Genomic DNA, 16500 nt, shown 5'->3' on the forward strand with positions numbered 1-16500 from the left:
AGACGCCGGATCGACCCGATGGATCGATTGATCCGCATCATCGGCTCGATCCTTTCTGATCCACCGCGGGGAATAGCCCGTTCGCGGCACAGCTGGCACAACAGCACCAACGCAACGAGGCGCCGCTCTTTTCGCTCGCTGCATGAATTCAAATTGCCGTGGAAGACGGATCGGCTGCACGAATTCGCAGCAGATCGGTCAGGATTGATTTCATGAATCCAGTTGCAGAGATCGCTGGTCTGGCTGCCTTGTGGCAGAGAGCATCGGGTGGCGACCCCGCGGTGAAGATCGCGATCATCGACGGTCCCGTCGACCTCAGTCATCCCTCGCTCAGGCAGGCCCGCGTCGCGATGGGCGGCCAGTTTGTGGCGCCGTCTTCGAACGCCATCCAGTCCGAGCACGGCACCCATGTCACGAGCGTGCTGATGGGCACACCCGGCAGCCCGGTGCTCGGCGTCGCGCCGAATTGCAGCGCGACAGTGTTCTCGATCTATCGCGAGAATGCCGCAGGGCAGATCGAGCCGTCCTCGCAAAGCACGCTGGCGCTCGCAATCAACCAGGCGCTGGCCGTCGGCGCCGACATCATCAATATAAGCAGCGGCCAGCAATCGGCGACGGGACAGGCCGATCGCATTCTGGTCGACGCGGTCCGCGCCTGCGAGCGCGCCGGCAAGCTGATCGTCGCCGCCGCCGGCAATGACGGTTGCCGCTGCGTCCAGGTACCCGGCAGCCTCGCTTCGGTGCTTGCCGTGGGCGCGTGCGACCTGGACGGCGATCCGCTGCCCTTCAGCAATTTCGGCGATGCCTATCTCGAGAACGGCATCCTTGCGCCCGGCGAGAACATCGCCGGCGCCTCGCCGGTCCGCAACGTCAGCCTGCGGTCCGGAACGAGCTTCGCCGCGCCGATCGTCTCCGGCGTCGTCGCGCTGCTGCTTTCATGCCTGCGCCAGAACGGACGCAAGGCCGATCCGCAAGCCGTCCGTGCCGCGCTGCTGGAAAGCGCGGTGCCCTGCCGCAACGATGGCAGCGCCTCGCGCTGTCTCGCCGGACGGCTCGATATTCCCGCGGCTGTCGCCGCCCTGCTTGGCGAGCAGGCGGACGCCGTCATGCCGTCGGGTGCCACGGCCGCGTCTCCCCGGTTCTGGGGAGTGTTCGCGCGCCCTTTCGTCCAACCGTCATCCGCCGCTCAGCCAACTGCAACCAGAGAGGGTTCCATGGGAGATCTATCAGCAATGTCTGCACCATCGGCTCCGCGCATCTTCGGGCCGGACGGCTCGGTCCTGCGCAGCAGCGCCGGGATCATGCCAAGCGAGGCGCAGCCTGCCGCACCGGCAGTGCCTGCGGCCATGACCGCGCCGGTTGATCACGGTGCCGTCGCTGCGCCGATTGCGGCACCCGCGCCTTATCCGTATCACGCCCCGCATCCGGGCGGCGACATGATCTGGATGCCGGCACCGGCACCCCAGATGGTGATGCCGCAGATGATGATGCCGCAGGCGGTAATGCCGACGGCCGGCATGATGCCGCAAACCTGGCTGCAGCCGCAGCAGATGACGGCGCTGATGCCGAGCAATGCATTGCCGGTCGCAATGCCCCAGGCGCTGCCGATGTTCGAAGCCCCCGCGGTGCGAACCAGCGAGAAGAGCTGCGGCTGCGGCGGCGGCCTCCGTCCGCAAGGCGCTACGCCCGAGGCCTCCGGTCAGCTCGCTTTCCCGATCGGCAGGCTGTTCTACGATTTCGGCAAGGAAGCCCGCCTCGACTACTTCGTACAGGCCATCGCCAACTGGCGCGACAGCCTGATCGGACGCGGCGATCCGGTGTTCGGACCGGAGCGCGACCGCTCCGGCGATACCTCGGCGCCGTACAATCCGGCGATCATGGCTCGCTATCTCTTGAACCAGGCCGAAGGCGAGGCAGCGACGCCCCCGGGCGTCGGCAGCAACTTTCCGGACGCCGACGCCATCACCTGGACGATGACGATCGATTCGATCCCGATCTACGCGATCAAGCCGCTCGATGTGTTCGGTCTCGGGTTCTTCGCCGCGCTGATCCTGGCACTGTGGCATCAGGAAGTCTCGCACGACGATCCCGCGACAACCCGCACCGTCGTGACGGCAACGGCGGCCGCCGCCGACGCCGATGCACGACCGATAAACCCTCCGGCATTCCCGCCGCGCGGCGGCGTTGCGCGGGTCTCGATGGCCGGCTGGGTCGACAGCAACGACACCACCAAGCTGCTCAACGGCACCGTCGTTCCGACGCTGGTCACCGATTGGCGCGGCTTCTATCAGTGGGATCTCTATACGCTGTTCGGACCGGATCCCGACACCTGGCCGGCCGGCGCCGAGGGCTTCCTGGAGCGGATCTACAACGAGTTCCGCAATGTTGGCCTCTCGCCGCAGGATCGCGCGCTGAACTATTCCGCGATGAATGCCTACAACACGCGGAAGATCTTCACCGACGTCGCCAAGAAGGGCCTGCGGCTCGACACCGTCGAAGTCGACCAGAGCGTGATCTGCCGCCCCGAGTCGATCTGCCACGACGTCACCTACCGCTTCTTCAACCCGACGCAGGTCCTGACCCAGGCGCGCGAAGTCTATCAGTACACGATCGACGTGAGCGACGTGGTGCCGGTGGCGGTCGGGCCGCTGCGGCAGTGGCAGGTCTATTGAGGCAATTGCTCCTCTGCGTCCGGAGGAGATCAGAACGTGGCGCGAATGAGCGTCACGTGGTCCAGGGGATCGACGCGATGAGCGATCCTCTGGGCGACGTCCAGCGACGGCGACCCCGGTCGGGTGACCACCTCCCGTAGTTGCCGTCAATTCAAACCGAAAGAAGGAGCTGAACATGTACGCAAGGAACGACTTCGAGACCTTCGGCAGCGTGCGTAGCCCGATCCAGTGTGAGGGCATCGAGCGCGGTCCGAAGCGGATTGCTGAAGTGGCGACCAACGGGTCGGTCAACCCGCAGGGTTGGGGCGACATCCTCGGCGGGATCGCAAAGGTGGCGATCCCCGCCCTCAGCGGCGTCCTCGGCATCTGATCGCCAAACTCGGGGCCCGGCGCTGTCGGGCCCCACCCATCCTCAAGGAGGCCGCCATGATGCAGAAATCCACCGCCCGGAGCCCACAGCAACAGCAGCAGAACGGTCGCCGGATCGAGCCCTCCGGCAAGATCGTCGTGGGATCAGTCGTGAGCCACGCCTCGCTGCTCGCCGCGATCAGCGATCGCAACCCGATCATCGCCAAACGGACCACATCCGACGAAGACAAATCCTGAAATCGTCGTCATCACCGAACCTATGGAGCCGATGCCATGGCAAGACCGCCCCGCAAATCCGGATCCGACAGCGCCGCCTCTCCGCCGCCCGCAGGAGCGCCATCCGCCGCGTCAAGCATCGTCGCGGCCCGGCGCCCGATGGAAGCAGCACTTGTCGCCCGCCCGAAGATTGCCACCACGCCCGCCCCGCCGACGACGTCGGCCTATATGGCACCGCCGCAGGGCCCCGGGGCTCCGCAGCAGATGCGCCACGACGGCTCGCCGCATTCGGAGGAGCGGCTCAACACCGCGATGAAGATCCTGCTCGATCCCGCGGCGCGCGCGCTGCCGAGCAGGGTCTATTCCGGACAGGCGCGAAACTGGACCCGGCGATCGTGACCGGCTTCGCGCACTGAGCGTCGCTTCGATCCGCCGCCCAGGCATGCAACGGCCCGCCCGATTCCGCGGCGCGGCCGTTGCCGTTCGCCGGAGAGAGACATGAACGAGAACGGCAATCATCCTCGCACCAATCTGCGCGGCGCCGCCTTCACATGTGCGGGCCTCGGAACGCTCCTGTTCCTCGCGGCCGGCACGATGCGATGGACCGGCGCCTGGGCGTTCCTGTTGGAGATCACCGTCGGAGGGCTGATCACCGAAGCCTGGCTCGCTAGGCATGATCCGGGATTGCTGGCGGAGCGGCGCACCTCGCACGGTCAGGTCGGGTGGGATCGCAACATCACCTCGATCATGCCGCCGTTGTGGCTGACATGGCTGCCGTTGATGGCGCTCGACGCAGTCCGTTGTCAGACATCGCTCGTCCCCTTCTGGCTGCAATGCGCAGGCGCTGTCATGATCGCGGCGTCGTTCTACATCGTCTACCGGACCTACCGCGAAAACAGCTACGCCGCGCCGGTCGTGAAGATTCAGCGCGAGCGCGGGCATGCTGCGGTAACCACCGGACCATACGCTTATGTGCGGCACCCGATCTATGCGAGCGGCCTGTTGACCTATATCGGCACGCCACTGCTGCTGGGATCCTGGTATGGCCTTGCCATCGTGCCGATCATGGCGGCGCTGCTCGGCTTGCGCTTGATGATGGAAGAACGGATGCTCACCGCCGAGCTCGACGGCTATGCCGAATATCTCGCGCGCGTGCGTTATCGCCTGGTACCGATGGTCTGGTGAGTTCGTTCCGCGTGGCGGATTTTGCCGCAATCTGGCGGCTTGCCTGACCGGCGGCAATTCCAATAAAGAAGGCTGGACGCGCGTTTCCCTGTCTCCAGCCGAAGAGCCGGACGACCCGAGGCGAAGCCGCCGCTTTGCAACGGGCAGGACCTTGATGATCGAAGCAGTGATCTGGGATTTCGGCGGCGTCTTGACCACCTCGCCGTTCGAGGCATTCGCGCGCTATGAGACCGAGCGCGGCCTGCCGATCGACATCATCCGCCGCACCAACGCCGCCAACCATCTCGACAACGCCTGGGCCAAGTTCGAGCGTGCCGAGATCGGCATCGACGCGTTCGACGAACTGTTCGCCACGGAATCGAAGGCGCTCGGCGCCGAGGTGCGCGGCAAGGACGTGCTGCCGCTGCTCTCCGGCGACCTGCGGCCGGAAATGGTCGAGGCGCTGAAGCGCATCAAGGCGAAGTTCAAGACCGGCTGCATCACCAATAATCTCCCGTCGAACGCAATCGGCAGCCATAGCGGACGCACGCTCTATGTCGCCGAGGTGATGGCGCTGTTCGACCACGTCATCGAGTCCGCCAAGATCGGCCTGCGCAAGCCCGATCCGCGCATCTACCGGATGATGGTAGGGACGCTGCAGGTGAACCCGAAGCACTGCGTCTATCTCGACGATCTCGGCGTCAATCTGAAGCCGGCGCGCGAGATGGGCATGACCACGATCAAGGTCGCGAACGCCGCGCAGGCGATCTCGGAGCTCGAGGCCGCGACCGGCCTCACGCTGAGGTGAAGCCGATACCGCGCCTATTCACGCCGCATTCAGGCGGCGGCCTCTAAGTGTCGGCCTCCCCGGATCACAAGCGATCCTCAAGTCGCACCGTGATCCTTTCTGGTCTGAGCATGACCGCCCGGAAACCGATTCACGTTCCGGCTCATGCTTGAGGAGGCACATCCATGAAACCTCTTGTCATAGCCCTCGTCTCGGCTGGTTCGCTGCTGGTCTCGGTCGCAGCATTCGCGCAATCAACGTCGACCCCCGCGCCGGCGGCAGCTCCCGCGCAAGAGAGCAACTCGGCCGCCGCACCCGTGCCCGGTGCGAAGCGCGCGGCATGCCAGAGCGCGGCGAAGGCGCTGAAGGGTCAGGAGCGGCACGACCAGATGCAGCTCTGCATGGCGCAGGCGCATCTCGACTGCCTGAAGCAGGCGATCGACCAGAAGATCACAGGCCCGCAGCGCAAGGATTTCGTGAAGAGCTGCGCCGGCTAAAGGCTGCCGCCTCCGCGGGTATTGCGTTCGGCGGAATACCCCGGAACCATGCGCTAAACCCAGCCTTTAACCGCATGCCTTTGCGGGCCAAACGAGCCTTGTGCTTTGCCCGCAACGGGCGCAGAACAGGTCCGAGTTCAAGGCAAATTCGGAGCTGATCCTCGTGGCTGACACCAGGCCCACCGCCTCGATCGAGGCCGCGGAGAGCGGCCTCGCCGCACAAGGCTATATTGCGAGCCGGCAGATCGCGACCGCGGTCTATCTATCGCAGCAAATCGAGAAGCCGATCCTGGTCGAAGGCCCTGCCGGCGTCGGCAAGACCGAGTTGGCGAAGGCGATTGCCGCCTGGCGCGGCATGAAGATGATCCGCCTGCAATGCTATGAGGGCCTCGACGAGGCCAAGGCGCTGTATGAGTGGAAATACGCCAAGCAGCTGCTCTACACCCAGATCCTGAAGGACAAGCTCGGCGAGGTGCTCGGCGGCGCGCAGTCGCTGGCCGCCGCGCTCGACCAGCTCCACACCTTCGGCGACGTATTTTTCTCCAAGGAGTTCGTCGAGCCGCGTCCGCTGTTGCAGGCGCTGGAGCAGCCCGCCGGCTGCGTGCTGCTGATCGACGAGATCGACAAGTCGGATGCCGAATTCGAATCGCTGCTGCTGGAAATTCTCTCGGACTTCCAGGTCACGATCCCCGAGCTCGGCACCGTCTCCGCGGTGGCGCCGCCGACCGTGATCCTGACCTCGAACAGCGAGCGCGATCTCGGTGACGCCCTGAAGCGGCGCTGCCTGCATCTGCATATCGGCTTCCCCGAGCAGAAGCTGGAAGAGCGTATCGTCGAGAGCCGGGTACCCGGCATCTCGCAGACGCTGCGCAAGCAGATGGTCGGCTTCATCCACGAGATCCGCTCGCTCGACCTGAAGAAGCTGCCCTCGGTCAGCGAGGCGATCGACTGGGCGCGGGTGCTGGTGCTGCTGCAGGCGAACGAACTCGACCACGAGATCGTCAAGGACACGCTCAACGTGCTCCTGAAATACGAGGCCGATATCGAGGCGGCGACGCCGCAGATCTCGTCCTTCATCGCCAAGGCGTCGCGCCAGGGCGTATTCAGCTAGACCAAGATGCGCGAGAACCTGCATCGCTTCTTTCGTGCGGCGCGGGGGGCCGGGGTCCGGGTCTCGCCCGCCGAAAGCATCGATGCGATGCGGGCGGTCGCCCAGGTCGGCTTCAACGATCGCGCCATCCTGCGCGACACATTCCTGCTGACGCTTGCCAAGACCCAGGACGAGAAGCGCGCGCTCGGCGAATGCTTCGACCTGTTCTTCAGCCAGCCTGAGCCGCAGCAGGAGAGCGCCGAGCAGAACAGGACCGACGACGGCAGCGAATCCGGCGCCAACCCGTCGGCCGATGAGCATGGCGACAACGCGGGCGGCGCGGCCAACGAGAATCTCGGCTCGCTGGCACAGATGCTGCTGTCGCAGGACCGCTCCGCGATCTCGACCGCGATCGCCAACGCCTCAGGGGCCGCATCGCTGCCCGACATCCGCTACTTCACCCAGCGCGGCATCTTCCAGACCCGCATCCTCGACGCGATGGGGATCCAGCGCCTGCGCGACGACATCGACGAACAGACGACGCGCAATCCGGCGCTCGCCGAGCGGCTGCAGGAGGCGCTCAACGGCCTGCGCGGCACCGTTCGCGACGCGGTCTCGCAGGCGCTGCTGCTCTACGGCCGCGAGGAAGCGGAGAATTTGCGCAACGAGATCCTGCGCAACGCGCCGCTGGCACGGATTGAGCCGCGCCAGGTCGAGCAGATGCGCGCGCTGATCCGCCAGATCGCGCGGCGGCTGCGCGAGCGCTATTCCAAGCCGCGCAAGCGACAGCGCCGCGGCCATCTCGACGTCCGCCGCACGCTGCGGCGGAACGCGGCCTGGGGCGGCGTGCCGTTCCTCACGGCATGGAAGCGCAAGCACCGCGACCGGCCGAAGATCGTCGCGCTGTGCGACGTCTCCGGCTCGGTCGCCCGCGTCTCGGACTTCTTCCTGCTCCTGATCCACAGCCTGCACGAGGTCGTCGACGACGTCCGCTCGTTCGCCTTCTCGGGCCATTTGATCGAGGTCAGCGACATCCTGGAATCGAACTCGCCGGAAGAGGCGATGAAGGAGATCATGTCCAAGGTCGGCTTCGGCTCGTCCGACTACGGCAATTCCTTCGCGGATTTCGAGGACAATTGGATGAACGCGATCACGCCGCAGACCACGGTGATCGTGCTCGGCGACGCCCGCAGCAACAATCTCGATCCGCGCGCCGACATCCTGCGCCGCATCGGCGAGCGTTCCAAGCGGCTGGTATGGCTCAACCCCGAGGGCCGCATGGTCTGGGGTTTTGGCGATTCCGAGATGCCGCGCTATGCGACTTTCTGCACCGTGGTGCGGCAATGCGCCACCGCACAGCAGCTCGAGCGCGCCGTGTCGGACATCGTGGCGACCTATCAATAGGCCGTTCGGCCGCGGCGCCTAGACGACAAGCGTGTCGGTGTGGAGCAGCCATCCGACGAAGGCGAGCAGCGTCAGCGCGATCGAGGCGGAGATGCTGACGAGCTTGATCGTCGTGATCGCCTTCAGGATCGAGACGGATCGCGCCGCCGCAAGCGGATCGCCACGCAACAGCAGCCATCCCAGCAGACAATCCTCGATCAGGTCGCTGAGCAGATACACCGCCGGCACGACGAGGCCGAGCCACGCCGCGGACGGATAGATCTGGTTGAGCCAATGCGATGACGCCGCGCCCATCGCACCCGCCAGCACCAGCATGACGACGAGATCGAGCGGGAACAGGATCGGAAACACGTATTTCATCCGGAGATCGGACTGCGCCAGCTCGCCAAGCTGGCCGCCGCTATAGCTCAGCGTCTTCTCTGGAAAGCGGGTGCGGAATTTGTTGGCGAAAACCCGGTCGGAATAGCGGCCGACCCACCAGAACAGTCCGAACGCACCCACCACCAGTCCCGCGAGAATGATCGTCACGAGAGCTTGATGGCTCATGCCGATCCGTTCCTGTCGTTGTTGAGGAGGCCGCGGAAAGCGGCAGGCGATATCGCGCGCACCCAAATCCCCGAAAGGGAGCAAATATCAACGCAACACAGCAATGATTGACCAACAGATTTCCACCTTTTCCGAAGTGTTGCAATTGAATTCTGCGGACGCTGTGGAGTGCGCGCAACCGATCGCGATGCCGGCCGCGGATTTCAGCGCGACGGCCCGCGGTCATGCGTACACAGAACCGTCCTCAATTGGAGATTGAATCTTCCCTGTGTTCTGCCGTACATAGAGGCCACGAATTTTCACGGCGACCGCGAGGGCAACGGATGCCGAAGGATATTGTGATCTTATGCGACGGCACCGGCAACGAGATCGGCGCCAATATTTCCAACGTCCTGAAGCTGTTTCGCGTCGCCGACAAGGATGACCGGCAGCGGATCTACTATCATCCGGGTCTCGGCACGATCGGCCTGCAGAACAGCTGGGGCCGCTTCAAGCAGGAGGCGCGGGGCCTGTTCGGGCTGGCCTTCGGCGCCGGCCTCGACAAGGACACGCTCGACGCCTACCGGTTCCTGTGCCGGCTCTGGGAGCCGCGCGACCGGGTCTGGATGTTCGGCTTCAGCCGCGGCGCCTACACCGTGCGCGTGCTCGCGGCCTTCGTCCATGTGATGGGCCTGTTGCCGGTCGACCAGTTCGACCTCGCCGGCTACGCGTTCTCGACCTACAAGAAGGCGAGCTCGGATGCCCAGAAGTCCGACGGCACGTTCGACGATGCGCCGCTGAAGGAAGCCTGGCATTTCAGCCAGATCGCCGGTGGCCGCAACATCGACATCGAATTCGTCGGGGTCTGGGACACGGTGGCCTCGATCATCGTGCCGCGGCAGGACAATTTCCTGTTCGACCTGCAGACGCTGCTGTTCACCCGCACCAATTCCAGCGTCAGGCGGTTCCGGCAGGCAATCTCGATCGACGAGCGCCGGCGCATGTTCCGCCTCAACCGCTGGATCGAGCCTCAGAAATTCCGCTCCGATCCGTTCGATCCGTCGACCGCGGTTGACCAGGACATCCGCCAGGTCTGGTTCGCCGGCGTGCATTCCGACGTCGGCGGCGGCTATCCGGAAGACCAGAGCGGAGCGTCGAAATTTCCGCTGATCTGGATGCTCGAGCAGGCCAAGGCCGCCGGGCTGAAGATGGACCAGGCGCTGATCGATCACCTCGCCTGGGGAATGCCGCTGCCGCCGCACACACATGAATATGTGCCGCCGAGCGTGACGGCGCCGCTGCACAATTCGCTGACCGCCGCCTGGGAAATCCTGGAATGGATTCCGAAGAGCGACAAATGGAAGGAATGGAAGGAGCGGAAATCCTTCCTCGGCTTCTATCTGCCGCGCGGTGAGCCGAGGCCGATACCGGAAGGCGCGACCATCCATGCCTCGGTGATTGAGCGCATGGAGAAGGATCCGGCCTACAAGCCGATCAACATGCCCAAGACCTACGACGTCGAGCCGATGCCGATGCCGCCGGCGCCACCCCCACCGACGGTCTGAGATTTATGCACCGATCGCGTCCTTGATCCGCTTGCGGCTGAGCGGCAGGTTGCGCAGCCGCTTGCCGGTCGCGCGCGCGACGGCGTTGGCGAGCGACGCCGCGGCCGGGCCCTGGCCGGTCTCGCCGCTGCCGAGGAACGGCTGGCCGGGGCGGTTGATGATGTGGACGGTGATGCTGTCGGGCACCGCATTGAAGCGCAGGATCGGGTAGGTCTGCCAGTCGATGCTGGTGATCCTCGTGTCGTCGAAGGTGACGCTCTCATAGAGCGTCCAGCTCGTCGACTGCACGATGGCGCCCTCGATCTGGTTGGTTATGCCGTCGGGATTGACGACCTGGCCGGCATCGACGGCGGCAACCGCGCGCACCAGGCGGGGCCGCCCCGTCTCGCGATCGACCTCCACTTCGGGAGGCAATGGCGCAATAGGCGGCAAGGTTCTTGTAGCGCGCGAACGCAAAGCCGTAGCCGCGATTTTGCGGCGCTCTTTTGCCCGGCGCCCAGCCGAATCCCTCCGCGGCCTTCTCGACCACCGCGCGGCCGCGCTGATCGTCGAGATGCTTTAGGCGAAACTCGACCGGATCGGCGCCGGCAAGATCGGCCAGCTCATCCATGAAGCTCTCGATCGAGAACACGTTGTGATAGGCGCCGAGCGCACGCATTGCAGAGATTCGCAAAGGCATCGCGGGGATGAAGTGATGCATCACATGCGCATTCGGGAAATTGTAGATCGGGATCGCGTTGCGGTCGCCACCACCCTCCGGCAGCGGCAGCGGCTTCGGCGCGGGCACCGCAAACGACCGCGCAATATGCTGGGCCGCGAGCAGCGAACCGGCGCCGCCGGGCCGCATCGAATGGGTGTTGCTCCAAACTGCAAAATTCCAGTCGGCGATCTTGCCATTGCCGTCCAGCGACGCGCTCAACTTCGTCACCATCGCCGGACCATAGGGCTCCCAGCCGTGCTCCTGCTCGCGCATCCACTGCACCCGAATTGGGCGCCCCGGAAGCGCGCGGGCAATCAGCGCAGCGTCGGCCGCGGCATCGTCGGCGCCGTTATGGCCATAGCAGCCGGAGCCCTCGACATGGATCAGACGGACGCCCGACTGCGGCATGCCGAGCATCTCGGCGATCGCCTGCCGGTCGGGATAGACGCCCTGGGTGTGCGTCCACACCGTCATCGCGCCATCGACGAACTGCGCAACCGCGCAGGACGGACCGACCGAGCCATGCGACTGGTAGGGCCGCGTGTAAGTGGCTTCGAGCGATCGCGCGCCGCTCACGGTAGCGTCATTGCGCTGGAAGATCGCAAAATCCTGCGACGGCAGCGCGGTCAGCACATTCTCCAGATCGTGCTGGTTCGGCAGGATCGCGCTCTCCCGCCATTTCGCTGCAGCCGCCAGCGCGTGCATGGCCTTGACCGCGCCGAACTCCTTCTCCGCCACTACGGCGAGGAAGTTGCCGTCGCGCACGATTCCGATCATGCCGGGCATTTTCTCGATCGCGGCCGTGTCGCATTCCACAAGCTGCGCGCCGTAGCTCGGCGGCCGCACCACGCGCGCATGCACCATGCCGGGCAGCCGCATGTCCTGCACATAGGCCGCGCCGCCGGTGACCTTGGCCGGAATGTCGACGCGCGGCACCGGCTGGCCCATCACCTTGAAGCTGGCCGGATCCTTCAGGCCGGAGGTCGGCTGCGCCTGGACATGCAGCATGTCCGCGGCAACGAGCTCGCCATAGCTCAGGCGCCGGCCATCGGGAGCGATCACGGCCGCGTTCCCGGTCTGCAATCTCTCGGGCGGAACGTCAAACCGCTTGGCCGCTTCCGCCACCAGCAATGCGCGCGCTTGCGCCGCGGCATGCAGGATGGCGGTGCCGCTGTCCTGCATCGAATGACTGCCGGAAGTGTAGCCCTCGTTCGCCGTGAGTCTCGTATCCGCGGTGATCACCTTCAGCGCATCGAAGGGAACATCGAGCTGCTCGGCCGCGATCTGCTGGAACGCGGTCCGGAATCCCTGGCCGAGCTCGGCTTTGCCGGTGAAAGCCGTGATCTGGCCGTCGGCATCGATCCGGATCCAGGAATGCAGATTGGGCGATTTCGCCAGGCTGCCCGGCAGCTCCGGACCCTGCGCGGCCTTCTGCTCCTGCGCCACCGCATGACGCAGCGAGAAGCTGACGATCAGCGCGCCGCCACCGGCGAGCACGCTGCGGCGATCGAGAACCACGGGCGCGCTCATCGGACGCTCCTGTCGCGTGCGGCGTCGGCCGTATCCATCAGCCTCGCGGCGCGGTGCACCGCGCGGAGGATGCGCATATGGGTGCCGCAACGGCAGAGATGCGGCTCCAGCTCGGCGCGGATCTGCGCATCCGATGGCTTCGGGTTGCGCATCAACAGCGCCTGCGCGCGCATCATCATCCCGGCGATGCAGTAACCGCATTGCGCCGCCTGCTCCTCCATGAAGGCGCGCTGGATCGGCGCCGGCGCGGCCACGGTGCCGAGCCCCTCCAGCGTCGTCACCTGCTTGCCCTCGACGAGCAGCAGCGGCGTGACGCAGGACAGCACCGCCTTGCCGTCGACGATCACGGTGCAGGAGCCGCATTGCCCGAGCCCGCAGCCGAACTTGGCGGCGTTGAGCGCGAGATCATTGCGCAGCACATAGAGCAGCGGCGCATCCGGATCGGCGTCGATCTGATGATCCCGGCCATTGACCTTCAATGTTGTCATGGCTTGCCTCGCTGTATGGATTCGGTAGACGCGTTGCGCGCCGCAAGCGACGCAGCTTGCACCATGCGTGCGTCGCGCACGGCCTTGTCGAGATCGTTCCACGCCGGCCGCTTGCCGAACCGGGCCCGCAGATAGTTCGTGAGTGCAACCAGCTGCGCATCGTCGATGCTGGCGGCGAACCCCGGCATGATCGGGCTGCGCTCGCCCTCGACGGCGCCAACGCCCGCCAGCACGATGTTGAGGAGGTTACGCGGATCGGGGCTTGCGATCGCCGTGCTGAGCGCGAGATTGACGCCGCCATAGGGCAGCGCGCGGCTGCCCTCATGGCAGGCTGCGCAGGTTGCGGCATAGATCGCAGCACCTTTGGCGTTGGCCTGCGTTGCGTCCGCCGGGGTCGATGGCGCCACCGCATCGGCGGGCGCCTTGCGATCCGGCGCCGGCGAGCCCGCGATATCGGCCATGTACACGGCGATGGCGCGCACGTCGCTGTCGGGCACCGAGGCCAGATTGCCGACCACTTCAGCCATCGGCCCGCGCGCGGTGCCGTGATCGTTTTGCCAGCCGTTGCGCAGATAGGCGTAGAGCGCGTCGGCGGTCCATCGCACCGGAGCATGCGAGGTGTCGTTCAGCGCATAGGCGTGCCAATTGTCGACGTCGCCGCCGGCGAATTGTGCATTCACCCGCTCGGCACCGAGCGCGTTGCGCGGCGTGTGGCAGGCGCCGCAATGCGCGAGCCCCTCCACCAGATAGGCGCCGCGGTTCCATTCCACGCCCCTCGCCGCATCGGAGGGCACGTCGCCGCCGCGCAGATACAGCAGCTTCCACCCCGCAATCAGCGGCCGGTAGTTCAACGGAAACGACAGCTGATTCGCGGGCGGCGATGCGTGCACCGGCTGCCGCGTCATCAGGAACGCATACAGCGCCCGGTCGTCCGCGTCGGAAACATTGGTGAAATGGTCATAGGGAAAGGTCGGGTAGAGGTGCCGCCCGTCGCGGCTGACGCCCGAGCGCATCGCGCGGACGAACGCCTCCTCCGGCCAGCCCCCGATGCCGGTCCCGGCATCCGGCGTGATGTTCGACGAGAAAATGGTGCCGAATGGCGTCGGAACCGGTAGCCCGCCGGCATAATTCGCGCCGCCCTGCGCGGTATGGCAGGTGTTGCAATTACCGATCGCCGCAAGGTCGCGGCCGCGCTTGACGATATCAGGGTCGAACGTATCGGGCCGCGGCCGGGAAATGGCCGCAATCTGCGGCCGCCAGGCGACCGCGAAGCCCGCTGCCGCGCCCGCGACCAGCACGATCGCGACAATGCCTGTGATGATCCGCAGCTGACCGGGCATGCCTGAATTGAGTTTGTTGTTGGGACGTGTATTAACACGCTTCGTTCCGGTATCGTTCGGCAAGAAGACCTCGATCACCGCCTGTTGACCCCGGGAATTCCAAGGGATCGTGCAAGGGATCATGACCGCCCAGCCCGCCCTCGATCGCGCATCCGCCCCGCCTCGCGACGCGCGATCCGTGCTCAGTTCCGTATTCGGCCTGTCGGGCTTCCGCGGCGCGCAGGAGAAGATCATCCGCCACGTCACCGATGGCGGCAATTGCCTGGTGCTGATGCCGACCGGCGGCGGCAAGTCGCTGTGCTACCAGCTGCCGTCGCTGCTGCGCGATGGCTGCGGCATCGTGGTGTCGCCCCTGATCGCGCTGATGCGCGACCAGGTCGCGGGCCTCACCGAGGCCGGCGTCAACGCCGCGGTGCTGAACTCGACGCTGTCCTATGAGGAAGCCTCCGAGGTCGAGCGGCGGCTGATCGCCGGCGATCTCGATTTGCTCTATGTCGCGCCGGAGCGGCTGCTGACGCCGCGCTGCCTCAATCTGCTCGGCCAGGCGCAGATCGCGCTGTTTGCGATCGACGAGGCGCATTGCGTCTCGCAATGGGGCCACGACTTCCGCCCGGAATATATCGGCCTGTCCGCACTCGCCGAGCGCTTCCCCAAGGTACCGCGCATTGCGCTGACCGCGACCGCGGACGCGATGACGCGAAAGGAGATCGCCGAGCGGCTCCAGCTCACCGACGCGCCGCAATTCGTCGCGAGCTTCGACCGCCCCAACATCCGCTACGAGATCGTCGACAAGCAGAACGCGACCACGCAGCTGAAGAACTTCATCAGGGATCGGCATGCCGGCGACGCCGGCGTGGTCTATTGCCTGTCCCGTGCCAAGGTCGAGGACGTCGCGGCAGCGCTCAGCGAGGCCGGCATTCCCGCGCTGCCCTATCATGCCGGGCTCGATGCCGGCGTCCGCGCGCGCCATCAGGACCGCTTCCTCAATGAGGACGGCCTCGTGATCGTCGCCACGATCGCGTTCGGCATGGGCATCGACAAGCCGGACGTGCGCTTCGTCGCGCATCTCGATCTGCCGAAGAGCATCGAGGCCTATTACCAGGAGACTGGGCGCGCCGGCCGCGACGGCAAGCCGTCGGCGGCGTGGATGGCCTATGGCCTCTCCGATATCGTTCAGCAGCGTCGCATGATCGACGAATCGACCGGGTCGGACGCCTTCAAACGCGTCGCGATCGGCAAGCTCGACGCGCTGGTCGCCCTCGCCGAGACGGTGCATTGCCGGCGACAGCGCCTGCTCGGCTATTTCGGTGAGACCCGCAGCGACGAGAGCTGCGGCAATTGCGACAACTGCCTGACGCCGCCCCGCGTCCGCGACGGCAAGGTGCTGGCGCAGAAACTGCTGTCCTGCGTCTACCGCACCGGGCAACGCTTCGGCGCCATGCACCTGATCGACGTGCTGGTCGGACGGCTGACCGAGCGGGTCAAGCAATTCAACCACGACCAATTGTCGGTGTTCGGCATCGGCCGCGAGCTCAATGAGAAGCAATGGCGCGCGGTGCTGCGCCAGCTGGTGGCGATGGGTCATCTGCGTGCCGACAGCGACGCATTTGGCGCGTTGAAGCTGACCGACAGCGCCCGCGGCGTGCTGAAGGGCGAGACCGCGGTGATGCTGCGCGAGCAGCCGGAAGGCGCGCGCAACCGTGCGGTCCGCAGCAAGTCCCGCCGCGGCGAGCTCGCGCCCGCGGCCGACAGCCCGGGTGGCGTTGCGAACCCCGCGCTGCATGCGGCGCTGCGCGCCTGGCGCTCGGAGGTTGCGCGGCAGCGCGGCGTGCCGGCTTACGTGGTGCTGCACGATTCCACCATCGACGGCATCGCCGCCATGCGTCCGGACACGCTCAGCGAGCTGCGCAACATCGCCGGGATCGGCGACAAGAAGCTCGAGCATTACGGCGACGAGTTGATCCGGATCGTGAAGGCAACGGAGGGCTAAGCCGTCTTCGAGTGTCCCGACGATGCTCAGCGCGGCAGGGGGCGTTCTCGGTTGGCCCAATAGGGACATCGCGGACAAACCTCACCTTCTGGGTAGTCAATTCCCTCCTCGTGCGGGCACCCCATCATCGTCGGCGACAGCGCAACGGTGCGTACCTCTTCCG

General features: G+C 65.9%; 15 protein-coding genes and 1 pseudogene. 12 read left to right on the forward strand and 4 right to left on the reverse strand.

Going from position 1 to position 16500, the window contains the following annotated elements:
• Positions 1 to 18: 18 nt before the first annotated feature.
• The 10 genes from ACVILL_RS10460 to ACVILL_RS10505 all read left to right on the forward strand — a co-directional run bounded on the left by ACVILL_RS10460 (position 19) and on the right by ACVILL_RS10505 (position 8199).
• Positions 19 to 216 (forward strand): hypothetical protein, encoded by a 198-nt coding sequence (locus ACVILL_RS10460; RefSeq protein ID WP_456728979.1) that lies wholly within the window; start codon positions 19 to 21, stop codon positions 214 to 216.
• Positions 213 to 2672, forward strand: a complete 2460-nt coding sequence (locus ACVILL_RS10465) for a S8 family serine peptidase (protein WP_456728980.1) — start codon at positions 213 to 215, stop codon at positions 2670 to 2672. Before ACVILL_RS10460 ends, ACVILL_RS10465 begins: the two co-directional genes overlap by 4 nt.
• Before the next feature lie 175 nt (positions 2673 to 2847).
• Positions 2848 to 3042: a hypothetical protein gene (locus ACVILL_RS10470; RefSeq protein ID WP_076864612.1), complete on the forward strand. Its 195-nt coding sequence runs from the start codon at positions 2848 to 2850 to the stop codon at positions 3040 to 3042.
• A gap of 56 nt (positions 3043 to 3098) precedes the next feature.
• Positions 3099 to 3278 carry a hypothetical protein gene (locus ACVILL_RS10475; protein WP_076864613.1) on the forward strand — a complete coding sequence of 60 codons (180 nt, stop codon included), beginning with the start codon at positions 3099 to 3101 and terminating at the stop codon, positions 3276 to 3278.
• Between the two features lie 36 nt (positions 3279 to 3314).
• Positions 3315 to 3656 carry a hypothetical protein gene (locus ACVILL_RS10480; RefSeq protein WP_456728981.1) on the forward strand — a complete coding sequence of 114 codons (342 nt, stop codon included), beginning with the start codon at positions 3315 to 3317 and terminating at the stop codon, positions 3654 to 3656.
• 99 nt (positions 3657 to 3755) lie between these two features.
• Positions 3756 to 4442: a methyltransferase family protein gene (locus ACVILL_RS10485; protein ID WP_456728982.1), complete on the forward strand. Its 687-nt coding sequence runs from the start codon at positions 3756 to 3758 to the stop codon at positions 4440 to 4442.
• Between the two features lie 154 nt (positions 4443 to 4596).
• Positions 4597 to 5229 carry an HAD-IA family hydrolase gene (locus ACVILL_RS10490; protein WP_456728983.1) on the forward strand — a complete coding sequence of 211 codons (633 nt, stop codon included), beginning with the start codon at positions 4597 to 4599 and terminating at the stop codon, positions 5227 to 5229.
• A gap of 164 nt (positions 5230 to 5393) precedes the next feature.
• Positions 5394 to 5705, forward strand: coding sequence for a hypothetical protein (locus ACVILL_RS10495; protein ID WP_456728984.1), 312 nt, complete (start codon positions 5394 to 5396; stop codon positions 5703 to 5705).
• A gap of 163 nt (positions 5706 to 5868) precedes the next feature.
• Complete coding sequence (locus tag ACVILL_RS10500) at positions 5869 to 6816, forward strand: AAA family ATPase (protein ID WP_456728985.1); 948 nt, start codon at positions 5869 to 5871, stop codon at positions 6814 to 6816.
• 6 nt (positions 6817 to 6822) lie between these two features.
• A complete protein-coding gene (locus tag ACVILL_RS10505) occupies positions 6823 to 8199 on the forward strand; it encodes a vWA domain-containing protein (RefSeq protein WP_456728986.1) in 1377 nt (458 codons plus the stop codon).
• Between the two features lie 18 nt (positions 8200 to 8217).
• On the opposite strand, the gene ACVILL_RS10510 is transcribed toward ACVILL_RS10505, so the two are convergent.
• Positions 8218 to 8745: a hypothetical protein gene (locus ACVILL_RS10510; RefSeq protein ID WP_456728987.1), complete on the reverse strand. Its 528-nt coding sequence runs from the start codon at positions 8743 to 8745 to the stop codon at positions 8218 to 8220.
• 323 nt (positions 8746 to 9068) lie between these two features.
• On the opposite strand from ACVILL_RS10510, the gene ACVILL_RS10515 reads away from it, so the two are divergent.
• Positions 9069 to 10289, forward strand: coding sequence for a DUF2235 domain-containing protein (locus tag ACVILL_RS10515; protein WP_456728988.1), 1221 nt, complete (start codon positions 9069 to 9071; stop codon positions 10287 to 10289).
• A gap of 3 nt (positions 10290 to 10292) precedes the next feature.
• Here ACVILL_RS10515 and ACVILL_RS10520 read toward each other — a convergent pair.
• The 3 genes and pseudogenes from ACVILL_RS10520 to ACVILL_RS10530 all read right to left on the reverse strand — a co-directional run bounded on the left by ACVILL_RS10520 (position 10293) and on the right by ACVILL_RS10530 (position 14347).
• Positions 10293 to 12519 (reverse strand): annotated as a pseudogene (locus ACVILL_RS10520) (molybdopterin cofactor-binding domain-containing protein).
• A complete protein-coding gene (locus ACVILL_RS10525) occupies positions 12516 to 13007 on the reverse strand; it encodes a (2Fe-2S)-binding protein (RefSeq protein WP_456728989.1) in 492 nt (163 codons plus the stop codon). Before ACVILL_RS10525 ends, ACVILL_RS10520 begins: the two are co-directional and overlap by 4 nt.
• Positions 13004 to 14347: a c-type cytochrome gene (locus ACVILL_RS10530; protein ID WP_456728990.1), complete on the reverse strand. Its 1344-nt coding sequence runs from the start codon at positions 14345 to 14347 to the stop codon at positions 13004 to 13006. Before ACVILL_RS10530 ends, ACVILL_RS10525 begins: the two co-directional genes overlap by 4 nt.
• Before the next feature lie 121 nt (positions 14348 to 14468).
• Here ACVILL_RS10530 and recQ point away from each other — a divergent pair, with 121 nt between their 5' ends.
• A complete protein-coding gene (gene recQ / locus ACVILL_RS10535; RefSeq protein ID WP_456728991.1) occupies positions 14469 to 16337 on the forward strand; it encodes a DNA helicase RecQ in 1869 nt (622 codons plus the stop codon).
• The last annotated feature ends 163 nt before the right edge of the window (positions 16338 to 16500 follow it).

It is taken from the genome of Bradyrhizobium sp. USDA 3364 (assembly GCF_054056355.1).